General features: G+C 51.4%; 13 protein-coding genes and 2 pseudogenes. 13 read left to right on the forward strand and 2 right to left on the reverse strand.

Translation table 11 applies throughout. The annotated features are described in order from the left end of the window. From RT340_RS17200 to acnA, 5 genes and pseudogenes are all read left to right on the forward strand, one after another. Positions 1-317 (forward strand): annotated as a pseudogene (locus tag RT340_RS17200) (DNA topoisomerase I subunit omega); the annotation flags it as partial. A gap of 193 nt (positions 318-510) precedes the next feature. Further along, complete coding sequence (cysB, locus tag RT340_RS17205) at positions 511-1,485, forward strand: HTH-type transcriptional regulator CysB (protein WP_034821485.1); 975 nt, start codon at positions 511-513, stop codon at positions 1,483-1,485. 493 nt (positions 1,486-1,978) lie between these two features. Further along, positions 1,979-2,137, forward strand: a complete 159-nt coding sequence (locus tag RT340_RS17210; RefSeq protein WP_071845610.1) for a YmiA family putative membrane protein — start codon at positions 1,979-1,981, stop codon at positions 2,135-2,137. Between the two features lie 3 nt (positions 2,138-2,140). After that, positions 2,141-2,320, forward strand: a complete 180-nt coding sequence (locus RT340_RS17215) for a hypothetical protein (RefSeq protein ID WP_097117004.1) — start codon at positions 2,141-2,143, stop codon at positions 2,318-2,320. Between the two features lie 438 nt (positions 2,321-2,758). Then, on the forward strand, positions 2,759-5,440 hold the full coding sequence (acnA, locus tag RT340_RS17220; protein ID WP_097117005.1) for an aconitate hydratase AcnA: 2,682 nt from the start codon (positions 2,759-2,761) through the stop codon (positions 5,438-5,440). Between the two features lie 40 nt (positions 5,441-5,480). Here the strand turns inward: acnA and ribA are convergent, their stop codons facing one another. Then, positions 5,481-6,074 carry a GTP cyclohydrolase II gene (ribA, locus tag RT340_RS17225; protein ID WP_034821474.1) on the reverse strand — a complete coding sequence of 198 codons (594 nt, stop codon included), beginning with the start codon at positions 6,072-6,074 and terminating at the stop codon, positions 5,481-5,483. Between the two features lie 229 nt (positions 6,075-6,303). Between ribA and pgpB the strand changes: the two genes are divergently transcribed. From pgpB to yciH, 5 genes are all read left to right on the forward strand, one after another. Then, a complete protein-coding gene (gene pgpB / locus RT340_RS17230; protein ID WP_313377355.1) occupies positions 6,304-7,068 on the forward strand; it encodes a phosphatidylglycerophosphatase B in 765 nt (254 codons plus the stop codon). A 127-nt stretch (positions 7,069-7,195) separates the two neighbouring features. After that, positions 7,196-7,501, forward strand: a complete 306-nt coding sequence (locus tag RT340_RS17235; RefSeq protein ID WP_038646699.1) for a LapA family protein — start codon at positions 7,196-7,198, stop codon at positions 7,499-7,501. A 6-nt stretch (positions 7,502-7,507) separates the two neighbouring features. Next, a complete protein-coding gene (gene lapB, locus RT340_RS17240; protein WP_058959800.1) occupies positions 7,508-8,677 on the forward strand; it encodes a lipopolysaccharide assembly protein LapB in 1,170 nt (389 codons plus the stop codon). A 200-nt stretch (positions 8,678-8,877) separates the two neighbouring features. After that, positions 8,878-9,585 carry an orotidine-5'-phosphate decarboxylase gene (gene pyrF, locus RT340_RS17245; RefSeq protein WP_313377358.1) on the forward strand — a complete coding sequence of 236 codons (708 nt, stop codon included), beginning with the start codon at positions 8,878-8,880 and terminating at the stop codon, positions 9,583-9,585. Continuing rightward, positions 9,585-9,908: a stress response translation initiation inhibitor YciH gene (yciH, locus tag RT340_RS17250; RefSeq protein WP_211728448.1), complete on the forward strand. Its 324-nt coding sequence runs from the start codon at positions 9,585-9,587 to the stop codon at positions 9,906-9,908. The genes pyrF and yciH overlap by 1 nt, the downstream gene beginning before the upstream one ends. Positions 9,909-9,976: 68 nt before the next feature. Here yciH and osmB read toward each other — a convergent pair whose 3' ends face one another. Then, positions 9,977-10,195: an osmotically-inducible lipoprotein OsmB gene (osmB, locus tag RT340_RS17255; protein ID WP_034821457.1), complete on the reverse strand. Its 219-nt coding sequence runs from the start codon at positions 10,193-10,195 to the stop codon at positions 9,977-9,979. Between the two features lie 328 nt (positions 10,196-10,523). Between osmB and RT340_RS17260 the strand changes: the two are divergent. From RT340_RS17260 to RT340_RS17270, 3 genes and pseudogenes are all read left to right on the forward strand, one after another. Further along, a pseudogene (locus RT340_RS17260) lies at positions 10,524-11,222 on the forward strand (L-ribulose-5-phosphate 4-epimerase). 230 nt (positions 11,223-11,452) lie between these two features. Continuing rightward, positions 11,453-12,436: a 2-keto-3-deoxygluconate transporter gene (gene kdgT, locus RT340_RS17265; protein WP_211728450.1), complete on the forward strand. Its 984-nt coding sequence runs from the start codon at positions 11,453-11,455 to the stop codon at positions 12,434-12,436. A 140-nt stretch (positions 12,437-12,576) separates the two neighbouring features. Next, positions 12,577-13,011: crotonase/enoyl-CoA hydratase family protein (locus tag RT340_RS17270; RefSeq protein ID WP_313377359.1), on the forward strand; the 435-nt coding region annotated here is incomplete at its 3' end.

Here is a 13,011-nt window from a genome sequence, read left to right on the forward strand (position 1 = left end):
TGGCATGTGAAAAATCAGATGCCTACTTTGTATTGCGTGACGGTGCGGCAGGGGTATTCCTGGCGGCCAACACCTTCCCAAAATCGCGTGAAACGCGTGCGCCGCTGGTGGAAGAGCTGCAACGTTTTGCTGACCGTCTGCCAGAGAAGCTGAAATACCTGGCGGAAGCGCCAGCGGCGGATCCGGAAGGCAATAAAACGTTAGTGCGTTTTAGCCGTAAAACTAAGCAGCAGTATGTTTCCTCCGAGAAGGAGGGCAAAGCGACTGGCTGGTCGATGTTCTATATCGACGGTAAGTGGCAGGAAGCGAAGAAGTAATTCCCCTCAAGGCCAGCATCTGCTGGCCTTTTCCTCATCCTTATAGCTAATCGTTCTACATTCTTTCTTTAACTGATATAGTGGTTATAGCTTTTTTTCGTTTCGCTGACACGCTTTCCCTCCTCAACCCTTAATCAAGGCGGAAACACGCCTGCAGGGAATGCCCCTCTGTCGCTACCGGGAAGATATAACTATGAAATTGCAGCAGTTGCGTTACATCGTTGAAGTGGTTAATCACAACCTCAACGTCTCCTCCACCGCTGAAGGTCTTTATACCTCGCAACCGGGTATCAGTAAGCAAGTGCGTATGCTGGAAGATGAACTCGGCGTGCAGATTTTTGCGCGTAGCGGGAAACATCTCACTCAGGTAACGCCTGCGGGTGAAGAGATCATCCGGATAGCACGTGAAGTGTTATCGAAGGTCGATGCGATTAAATCTGTCGCGGGTGAGCATACCTGGCCCGACAAAGGCTCGCTGTATGTGGCGACCACGCATACTCAGGCGCGTTATGCCTTGCCCGGTGTGATTAAAGGGTTTATCGAGCGTTACCCGCGCGTATCCCTGCATATGCACCAGGGCTCGCCGACGCAAATTGCTGAAGCCGTGTCGAAGGGCAATGCTGACTTTGCGATCGCGACCGAAGCGCTGCATCTGTACGACGACCTGATTATGTTGCCTTGCTATCACTGGAACCGCGCCATTGTCGTGACGCCAGACCATCCGCTAGCAGGCAAATCGAATGTGACGATTGAAGAGCTGGCTGATTTCCCGCTCGTGACCTACACCTTTGGCTTCACCGGCCGTTCAGAGCTGGATACCGCATTTAACCGTGCAGGATTAACGCCGCGTATTGTCTTTACGGCCACCGACGCTGATGTGATCAAAACGTATGTGCGTCTGGGCTTAGGGGTAGGGGTGATTGCCAGTATGGCAGTGGATCCGGTTTCCGATCCGGATTTGGTGCGAATCGAAGCATCAGAAATTTTTACCAATAGTACAACCAAAATTGGCTTTAGGCGCAGCACATTCCTGCGAAGCTATATGTATGATTTTATTCAACGTTTCGCACCGCATTTGACGCGTGATGTCGTGGATGCCGCGGTCGCATTACGTTCTAATGAAGATATCGAAGCGATGTTCCGCGATATCAAGTTACCTTTCAAATAATCCCCTAACTCATTATTTTCACGAGGTGTCCAGTGGGCATCTTGTGAAATTCTCTCTGGTTAGCGCCACAAGATTCTCAAAAAACTTCATTATTTTTTTGTAAATGAAACATCGATCACATGTTTTTTCATTGTTAGTCATTAAATGAGAAACAGTACACAAAATTGACGCTGCCGCTTTGCGGACCGCCAGGAATATTCCCATACTCCAGTTATCAACTGATGAGAAAGGCCTTTTCGTGGGGCTCTTTAAATTAAACTCAAATTTAGAATGGTACTAAATTTGTTTTAACCCAAATTTACAATGTATGTATTAGTTGAATAGCTTGATCAGTAATTAAATTTATCTCATCAATTGTTTGGGTTTTGATAAATAGTGTTAATCGTTGTGCTCAATAAAAATAACTGGATTTTCGGACTTAACAAGTTTAGGATTCGTCCTAAATCTTAATCGTTATCAACAATCGTTTTATTGAGAGTGATTATCAAAAACTATGAATACTAGACTGACTGTACAACAAGATTTTCGTACTAAAACTGCCAAGGTTGAGCGCTCTGGTAACGTGCGTCGCAAGGCTTGGTTGACCGTCTTCGCTGCTTCAGCACTGTTCTGGGTAGTGGTGGCATTGATGATCTGGCGTATGTGGGGTTAAGCCATGTGGGCAAATACACTCAGCCGTAAGTCTCCGGTTTCTGCGCGTCAGCCGAACACGTCAACGTGCAAAGCGAAAGAAGTCAAGAGCGCTGAACAGCCTGTGGCGATTCCTGCGTCGTGGGAACTGAGTGACAACCAGCGTAACTTTATCGAATCTTTCATGGATCCGAAGTCGAAATAACGCAGTCTGCGTTTTGTTCTATATATAGACATCTATTCCTCTCTTTACCGGATTATCCGGTGGGCATTTTAAAAGCCCGTCCTTTAACACTCAGCTCTAAAAAAACGGTGTCATCAGTACAACGCTGAAGACGGTGGATTTTTTTTGCCCGGAATACGGGAGGGAGCGACTCAATGAATACCACGACTTTTTCATGGTTTGGCGTTTATGCCTTTTCCATTGCATTTTGGGCTGCGGCCGTGTGGGCAATGATATAATCCAATAACTCAAATTGTACTGACTTTTATTAATGCCCCGACAAACGTCGGGGCATTTTTGTTTGTGCCTTTATGTGTCATTTCGTGTTGTTATCAAATCGTTAACGAAAATGTGGTCTATCTTTAAGCTAAACCTTGCGGTTATTGAGGTTTAAAAGAGAGGCCCATTAAAGGAGGAGCTATGTCGTTAACGTTACGGGAGCAAAGTCAGGATACGCTGGACGTTCGGGCAAAAAAATATCACTACTACAGTCTGCCTAAAGCCGCCCAGCAACTGGGCAATATCGATCGCTTACCCAAATCCATGAAGGTGTTGCTGGAAAACCTACTGCGCTGGCAGGATGGGGATTCGGTGACGGCTGAAGATATTCAGGCATTGGTTGGCTGGCAGAAAGATGCCCATGCCGATCGGGAAATTGCCTATCGCCCAGCACGCGTGTTGATGCAAGACTTTACCGGTGTGCCAGCGGTAGTGGATTTGGCGGCGATGCGTGAAGCGGTAAAACGCCTCGGCGGCGATGTGGCCAAAGTTAACCCCTTATCACCGGTCGATTTAGTAATTGACCACTCGGTGACCGTTGACCATTTTGGTGATGAAGATGCTTTCGAAGAAAACGTGCGTCTGGAGATGGAGCGCAACCACGAACGCTACGTTTTCCTGCGCTGGGGGCAAAAAGCGTTTAATCGTTTCCGCGTAGTGCCGCCCGGCACCGGTATCTGCCATCAGGTTAACCTGGAATACCTGGGGAAATCCGTCTGGCATGAAACGCTAGAAGGCAAAGAGGTCGCTTATCCTGATACCTTAGTCGGCACAGATTCCCATACCACGATGATCAACGCGTTGGGCGTATTAGGCTGGGGTGTTGGCGGTATTGAAGCCGAAGCCGCTATGTTAGGGCAACCCGTTTCTATGTTAATCCCCGACGTTGTCGGTTTCAAACTCACCGGCAAACTGCGTCCCGGCATCACCGCGACCGACTTAGTTTTAACTGTGACGCAAATGCTGCGCAAGCATGGTGTGGTGGGTAAGTTCGTGGAATTTTACGGTGATGGCCTGGCCGATTTGCCGTTGGCCGATCGCGCAACTATCGCCAATATGGCACCGGAATATGGTGCAACCTGCGGTTTCTTCCCCATCGATGAGATTACGCTGAGTTACATGACGCTGACCGGGCGCGATGCAGAACAAGTCGAGCTGGTTGAAGCTTATGCGAAGCAACAAGGGATGTGGCGAAATCCGGGCGACGAACCACGGTTTACCAGCTCACTGGCGCTGGATATGGCAGACGTTGAATCCAGTCTTGCCGGTCCAAAACGACCGCAGGATCGCGTCTCTTTAGGTGATGTACCCGCCGCCTTTGATGCCAGCAACGAACTTGAAGTTAATCATGCGCAGAAAGCGCACAAGACCGTCACGTATCGCGACAGCGAGACCGGCGATAGCTATCAGTTGGAAGATGGCGCGGTGGTCATTTCTGCTATTACCTCCTGTACTAATACGTCCAACCCCAGCGTCTTGATGGCCGCGGGCCTGCTGGCGAAAAATGCGGTTGAGCGTGGCTTGATGCGCAAACCCTGGGTGAAAGCCTCGCTGGCACCGGGATCAAAAGTGGTGTCGGATTATCTCGCGGTGGCTCAACTGACACCTTATCTGGATGAATTAGGTTTCAATTTGGTGGGATATGGTTGTACCACCTGCATCGGTAACTCGGGCCCATTGCCAGATGAAATTGAAAGCGCGATTAAAGAGGGCGATCTGACCGTCGGTGCTGTGCTGTCGGGTAACCGAAACTTCGAAGGGCGCATCCATCCGCTGGTGAAAACTAACTGGCTGGCGTCGCCACCGCTGGTGGTGGCTTATGCACTTGCCGGTAACATGAAACTCAACCTGCAGAACGATCCCATCGGGCAGGACCGGCAGGGCAAGGATGTCTTTCTGCAGGATATCTGGCCATCACCAGAAGAGATCGCCGCCGCAGTGCAGAAAGTGACCAGTGATATGTTCCATAAGGAATACGCCGAGGTCTTCGACGGTACGCCTGAGTGGCAGCAAATCAAAGTCAGTGAAGCCGCGACTTATGACTGGGATGAGGGATCGACATACATCCGCCTGTCGCCGTTCTTTGACGATATGGGCAAAACACCGGAGCCTGTCCAGGATATTAAAGGCGCGCGCATTCTGGCAATGCTGGGTGACTCTGTCACCACCGACCATATTTCGCCAGCGGGCAGCATCAAAGCGGAAAGTCCTGCTGGACGCTATTTGCTGTCGCATGGTGTTGAGCGCACCGATTTCAACTCCTACGGTTCGCGTCGTGGTAACCACGAAGTGATGATGCGCGGGACCTTTGCCAACATTCGTATTCGTAATGAAATGGTGCCGGGCGTGGAAGGGGGATACACCAAACACTTCCCCAGCAATGAACAGCTGGCGATCTACGATGCTGCCATGAAGTATCAGTCCGAAGGTGTGCCACTGGCAGTGGTCGCCGGGAAGGAGTATGGCTCAGGTTCCAGCCGCGACTGGGCTGCGAAAGGCCCACGTTTACAAGGTGTGCGCGTGGTTATTTCTGAGTCGTTCGAGCGTATCCATCGCTCTAACCTGATCGGCATGGGGATCCTGCCGCTGGAATTCCCTGCTGGCGTCACGCGCAAAACACTGGGATTAACCGGGGAGGAGTTTATTGATGTCGAAAACCTTTCCCAGTTGAAACCGGGTTGTACTGTGAATGTCACCCTGACGCGCGTCGATGGTAAAAAAGAGACGCTGGAAACCCGGTGTCGTATCGATACCGGCAATGAGCTGACCTATTACCAGAACGACGGCATATTGCATTATGTGATACGTAATATGCTGAACTAAAGAAAAAGCCGGGAGATTTCCCGGCTTTTTGCTTTCTGCGTTACGCTTTTGGCAGCAGATGACCCATTTTTTCCGCCTTGGTATCAAGGTAGTGGGCATTTTTGGGGTTGCGCCCGACCACTAATGGCACGCGCTCAACAATATTAATTCCCGCTTCGCTCAGAATCTCGACTTTGCGTGGATTGTTCGTCAGCAGGCGGACTTCATTGACGCCCAGCAGTTTAAACATATCGGCACACAGGGTGAAATCACGCTCATCAGCGGCAAATCCCAGTTGATGATTCGCTTCCACCGTATCGTACCCTTTATCCTGCAGGGCATAGGCGCGGATCTTGTTCAGCAGACCGATATTACGGCCTTCCTGACGGTGATATAACAGCACGCCACGACCTTCTTCAGCGATAGCGGTGAGCGCCGCTTCCAGCTGAAAACCACAGTCGCAGCGCAGGCTGAACAGTGCGTCACCGGTAAGACACTCGGAGTGAACGCGGGCCAGCACTGGATTGTGATCGCTAACATCACCGTAAACCAGCGCGACATGATCCTGGCCGGTTGCCAGTTCTTCAAAACCAACCATCAGGAAATCTCCCCATGGCGTGGGCAGTTTGGCTTCTGCTACCCGTTTAAGCTGCATGTGACTCTCCAGAACCTTCAGAGGATGCGCTATCATCATGACAACGCACGGGCCCGATTGGCCCGACAAAACTGACAATATTGTGCCACAACCTGTACCCGGGCCGTTAATCAGTCAGAGTTATTGTAGTGATAAAGCACAATTATCTAAGCTGCAACGGGTATGTTATTCTTTTTTCAGCTAAAGTTATGCCAGCCACGCGAATATCAGCGGATCTAAAAGGAAACGGATGTTAAAAATTGCGCAGCGCACCACCCTGGGAATGCTTTTGTTATTAATCATGCCAGTTGCTGTCTGGCTCTCTGGCTGGCAATGGCAGCCAGGTGAGAGTAGCGCGTTTTTACGGGTACTCTTTTGGATGACCGAAACCGTCACCAGCCCATGGGGCATTTTGACCAGCGTTATCCTCAGCGCCTGGGTTTTATGGTGCTTACGCTTCCGGCTTAAACCCGCCATTTTACTGATCCTCTTCATGAACGGCGCTATTCTTGCTGGCCAGTACACCAAATCTTTCATTAAAGAGCAGGTGCAGGAACCCCGTCCCTATGTGGTTTGGCTGGAGAAGAGTTACGGTATTGATGAAGGGGCGTTTTATCAGCAAAACCGTCAGGGGCGCAGTCAGTTGGTGTCGACTTTAGTGGCTAACGACACTCTGTTGCCGCAATGGCTAAAAAAACACTGGGCGTTTGAAACCGGCTTTGCCTTTCCTTCCGGACATACCATGTTTGCTGCCAGTTGGGCGCTGCTGGTGATTGGCTTACTCTGGCCAAGGCGCCACATCGTGACCGTGGTCGTGCTGTTTTCCTGGGCTACCATGGTCATGGGCAGTCGTTTACTGCTGGGTATGCATTGGCCGCGCGATTTGGTGGTGGCCACCCTGATTTCCTGGCTGCTGGTTACGGTTGCCACATGGCTGGCGCAGCGTTTTTGTGGCCCGCTTACGGTGCCGCGCGAAGAGCAGCAGGAGATTAAGCAGCGTGATGATGGATTGTAATTTCTGCGCGCGCCCCCATATGATTGATTGCGCTTACGGAAAATGCGCTAAGTGATGTGCTGATAAGCAGCATCGGCGGCACTTTTTTGGCATACTTCTACTGGATAACCTCACGACAGGACGCATTGTGAAATATTTGCTGATTTTTCTCGTGGTTTTGGTCATTTTTATCATCTCCGTCACGCTTGGAGCGCATAACGACCAAATCGTCACTTTTAACTATCTGCTGGCGCAGGGTGAATTCCGCATCTCCACATTGCTGGCGAGCCTGTTTGGTGCCGGATTCCTGCTTGGATGGGCAATTTGCGGTCTTTTCTGGTTGCGGATACGTGTTTCTCTCGCTCACGCGCAGCGCAAGCTGAAACGCATGCAGGCGCAGAACGAACAATCAACGGCTGTGACAAATTCTTCTACTGCTGGTCGTCGGGATTAAGTTTCGATGCTTGAATTGCTGTTTTTGCTTCTCCCTGTTGCTGCGGCGTATGGCTGGTATATGGGCCGTCGCAGTGCACATCAGGATAAGCAACAGGAAGCCAATCGTCTGTCACGTGAGTACGTTGCCGGCGTAAACTTCCTGCTTTCCAATCAACAGGACAAAGCTGTCGATCTCTTTCTGGATATGCTGAAGGAGGACAGCGGCACAGTTGAAGCTCACCTGACGCTCGGCAATCTGTTCCGTTCACGCGGCGAAGTTGATCGCGCCATTCGCATCCACCAATCCCTGATGGAAAGCGCTTCCCTGAGCTATGAACAGCGCCTGTTGGCTATCCAGCAACTGGGACGCGATTACATGGCCGCCGGGTTTTACGATCGCGCCGAGGACATGTTTAGCCAGCTTATTGATGAAACCGACTTCCGTATCGGTGCGCTGCAACAGCTGATACAGATTCATCAGGCAACCAGTGACTGGCAGAAAGCCATCGAAGTGGCGGAAAGATTGGTCAAGCTCGGCAAAGAGAAGCACAAGGGCGAAATTGCCCATTTCTACTGCGAGCTTGCGCTTCAGGCGTTGAGCAGTGACGATCTTGATCGCGCCATGAGCTTACTGAAAAAGGGTGAATCGGCCGATCACCAAAGCGCGCGCGTTTCCATTATGATGGGCCGCATCTTTATGGAGCAGGGCGAATACGCTAAAGCAACGGCCCGCCTGCAGCGCGTACTGGATCAAGATAAAGAGCTGGTGAGCGAAACCTTATCGATGCTCGAAACCTGCTATCAGCGACTGAATCAGCCTGAAGATTGGGCGCAATTTTTACAACGCTGCGTTGAGGAGAATACCGGCGCGGCCGCTGAACTTTACCTCTCTGATATCCTCGAACAGCAGCAGGGGCCTGAAGCGGCGCAGTTATACATTAATCGCCAGTTACAGCGCCATCCGACCATGCGCGTGTTCCATCGCTTGATGGATTTCCACCTGCATGAAGCAGAAGACGGTCGTGCCAAAGAGAGCCTGATGGTGCTGCGCGATATGGTGGGCGAACAGATTCGCACCAAACCACGCTACCGCTGCCAAAAGTGCGGATTTACCGCGCATGCGCTTTATTGGCATTGCCCATCCTGCCGCGCATGGTCTTCTGTGAAACCAATCCGCGGACTTGACGGCCAGTAACGGCCGTTTTTTTATTATAACCGCATGATAGTTACAACATACTATGATCTTGAATTCTTAGAGAGAGTCGTGGCACTGTGCAGCCTTCGGTCGATCATCGGTTTAAAGCGCGCTGTGAGATTGTCGGGAAGGGCATGCACGGGTAGAATGCTTTCCGTTTGTCCATTGCGCCCGCGGGTGCCTGCCTTTGAGGAAACGTTATGCCTGTAACCACTTCACCGATTCTGGTGGCGCTCGACTATCATAATCTCGACAGCGCACTGCAGTTTGTGGACCGCATTGACCCGAGCCAGTGCCGCCTGAAAGTCGGCAAAGAGATGTTTACGCTATTTGGCCCGTCACTGGTGAAAACACTGCAGTCGCGTGGTTTTGACGTTTTTCTCGATCTGAAGTTTCATGATATTCCGAATACAACCGCGCACGCGGTAGCCGCGGCTGCCGATCTCGGTGTGTGGATGGTTAATGTTCACGCCAGTGGCGGGGCGCGGATGATGAATGCGGCTCGTGAAGCGCTGCTGCCTTTTGGCAAAGATGCGCCATTGTTGATTGCGGTAACCGTATTAACCAGCATGGATGAAGACGATCTCAGAGGTCTCGGCATTACGCTTTCTCCCGCTCAGCAGGCGGAACGTCTGGCTCGCCTGACGCGTGAGTGTGGCCTGGATGGCGTGGTCTGTTCCGCTCAGGAAGCTGAGCACTTTAAACAGGTGTTAGGTCAGGATTTCGCACTGGTGACCCCAGGTATTCGTCCGGCAGGCAGTGATGCGGGCGATCAACGCCGTGTCATGACGCCACAGCAGGCAAAACTGGCTGGCGTGGATTACATGGTGATTGGGCGTCCGATCACCCAATCCAATGATCCGGCTGCAACGCTGCACAATATCCTGCAAAGTTTACAGGAGGCCTAATGGCTCAGGACAACCGACTGGTTTACTCCACTGAAACTGGCCGAATCGCACAGGAAGAAGAAAAAGCGCCGCGCCCGCAAGGGGACGGCATAGTGCGCATTCAACGCCAGACCAGCGGCCGTAAAGGCAAAGGCGTCTGCCTGATTACCGGTATCGATTTGGATGACGATGCGCTCAACAAGCTGGCAGTAGAACTGAAGAAAAAATGTGGTTGTGGTGGGTCACTCAAAGATGGCGTGATCGAGATTCAAGGCGATAAACGTGATCTCTTGAAAGCACTACTTGAAGCCAAAGGCATGAAGGTTAAATTAGCCGGTGGTTAATAAAAACGGGCCGCACACTGTGCGGCCCGTGATGCTGTAGATGCGCTGCGTAGCCTGAATCTTTATCGTTATTTAGAAACCTGATGGCCGATAATACCGCCAACGGCTGCACCACCCACTGTACCCAGTGCACTTCCGTTAGTCAGGACAGAACCACCGATTGCACCCGCCCCCGCCCCGATGGCGGTGTTACGGTCGCGTTTTGACCAGTTCGAACAACCACTCAAGGCAACAACCAGGGTGGCAGCTAATACCGCAACGGTCATACGTTTCATTGTTGTCGTCATCTCTTTCTCCTTGATTGTATGTACAGAGGCAACCTTGTAAGTATAGATGTTGCGCAACGAAGTACGTCATCCCTGCGTGTCATTCATTGTTCACTTTGATGCCCGCGTACAGCGCTTTAATGGGCGAATTAACCGGTGGAAACCGTACCGCTCCTGACTTTAGCCAGCTGAAGCAAAGCTAAATTCCTCCAGGATAGAAAATTCTTAATTTACGCCACACTTCTTCGGTCTCAGCGACTTTCCGCTGCTTTTACAGCGATTCGATCCATAACGTTTTCTCTGCTTGTTCAGCACAATTCAGCTATCACAGTTCGCAGGAGAAATAATCATGCTGGAATTGCTCAAGCAGCAGGTGCTGGAAGCCAACCTTGACGTACCGCGCTATAACCTGGTCACTTTCACCTGGAGCAACGTTAGAGCCATTGACCGCGACCATGGTCTGCTGGTGATCAAACCTTAGGGCGTGAAATACGAGAAAATGCAGCGTGACGATATGGTGGTGGTGGAGTTAGCCAGCGGCAAAGTGGTGGAAGGGGCGCTACGTCCGTCATCCGATACGGCCACCCATCGCGCGCTGTATCTTGCCTGGCCAGAGATTGGCGGCATTGTGCATCCTCACTCGCGCCACGCCACGATTTGGGCGCAGGCCGGACGCGACATTTTGGCTCTGGGTACAACACATGCGGATGATTTCTACGGCACCATTCCCTGTACGCGTGCGATGAAGCGTGAGGAGATACAGCAAGAGTATGAATGGAACACCGGGCAGGTGATTATCGAAAGCTTTGCGCAACGCCGCATTAAACCCGCCGACATTCCTGCTGCGCTGGTCAACTCGCACGGCCCCTTTGCCTGGGGTAAAGACGCGGATGCAGCTGTGCACAGTGCGGTGGTGCTGGAAGAAGTGGCTTACATGGCACTTCACACCGAACAACTGCGCAGCGAATTGCCTCCGATTTCGCAGAATTTACTCGATCTGCATTATCTGCGTAAGCATGGCAAGAATGCATGGTACGGGCAGAATTGAACATTGAAACTTCATTGAGGCGCCAGAGGGCGCCTTAATTTTTTGCTATTTAGCACTGGTATGGCGATGCATATCATAAAAAAGAAATGTCAAATCTATAAAAATAAAACACCGTTTCATTAATATCGATTCGATCACTTTTTCCCTGACTGCCAGTGGTTATCTTGCCTGCCATGCCATCCGGCGAACGATAACGTACCTCCTTCTGGCTCAGTAAAGGTGACACAACTATGCATATCAAACGTGCAATCGATAAGATTCCAGGCGGTATGATGTTAATCCCGCTGTTTTTGGGCGCGCTTTGCCACACGTTTTCACCCGGCGCAGGAAAATACTTTGGCTCTTTTACTAACGGCCTGATGACGGGCACTGTGCCGATTCTGGCGGTATGGTTTTTCTGCATGGGGGCATCGATCAAACTCAGCGCAACCGGAACCGTGCTGCGTAAATCCGGCACCCTGGTATTAACCAAAATCGCCGTTGCCTGGGTAGTGGCTGCCGTGGCATCCCGCATGATGCCGGAAAATGGCGTAGAAGTCGGTATGTTTGCTGGTTTATCCACGCTAGCTTTGGTTGCTGCGATGGACATGACCAATGGCGGCCTTTATGCCTCCATCATGCAGCAATACGGTTCAAAAGAAGAAGCAGGCGCGTTTGTGCTGATGTCGCTGGAATCGGGTCCGCTGATGACCATGGTGATCCTGGGGACCGCAGGCATTGCTTCGTTTGAGCCACACGTGTTTGTTGGCGCGGTGTTGCCCTTTATTGTCGGTTTCGCGCTTGGCAATCTTGACCCGGAATTGCGCGAATTCTTTGGCAAAGCCGTACATACCTTAATCCCGTTCTTTGCCTTCGCTTTGGGTAACACCATCGATTTGGCGGTGATCGCACAAACCGGTTTATTGGGCGTATTGCTCGGTGTTGCCGTCATCATCATCACCGGTATCCCACTCATTATTGCCGACCGATTAATTGGTGGTGGTGATGGCACGGCTGGGATCGCAGCATCCAGCACCGCAGGCGCGGCAGTGGCGACGCCGGTGCTGATTGCCGAGATGCTGCCACAGTTTAAACCGGTCGCTCCCGCAGCCACCGCACTGGTGGCGACATCCGTTATTGTGACTTCTGTATTAGTACCGATTATCACCGCCGTCTATTCAAAACGCGTTAAGCGTTTTCATGTGGCGGTAGGACAGCGCGCTGCCATCAAGTAAGCCTGCTTATCTTTCCCCGACCCCATGGTCGGGGATATCTCTGGATTTTACTTTATAAATCAATCTCTCATTTGGTCTGGCCTCACTCTGGATTACGCTGATGTTGCGTTTAACGCATCACATAACTAGAGGATGAGACTATGACAGTAATTAACCAACCAACTTGCAGATTGTTTACCGAAGTCGGACAAACCACCCAGCTGGCGGCCTACTATGAAGAGGGTCGACACACCATGTGGATGATGCTGCGTGCCCAACCGCGCCCCAGTTTCAACCACGAATTAATCGAGGAGATCATGAATCTGAGCTATGCCGCTCAGCGTTCGGGTTTGCCGATTGATTTTTGGGTGACGGGTTCGCTGGTGCCGCAGATGTTCAACGCCGGTGGCGATTTACGTTTCTTTGTAGAGTGCATTCGTAACAACCGTCGTGAAGCGCTGCGGGCCTATGCGCGTGCCTGCGTGGATTGCATCCATTCGGCAGCGCGGGGTTTTGATACCGGAGCGGTGACGCTGGCGATGATTGAAGGGAGTGCATTGGGTGGTGGCTTTGAAGCCGCGCTGGCCCATCACTTC

Source organism: Pantoea sp. CTOTU50773, assembly GCF_032082325.1.
Classification (GTDB): Bacteria; Pseudomonadota; Gammaproteobacteria; order Enterobacterales; family Enterobacteriaceae; genus Pantoea; species Pantoea communis.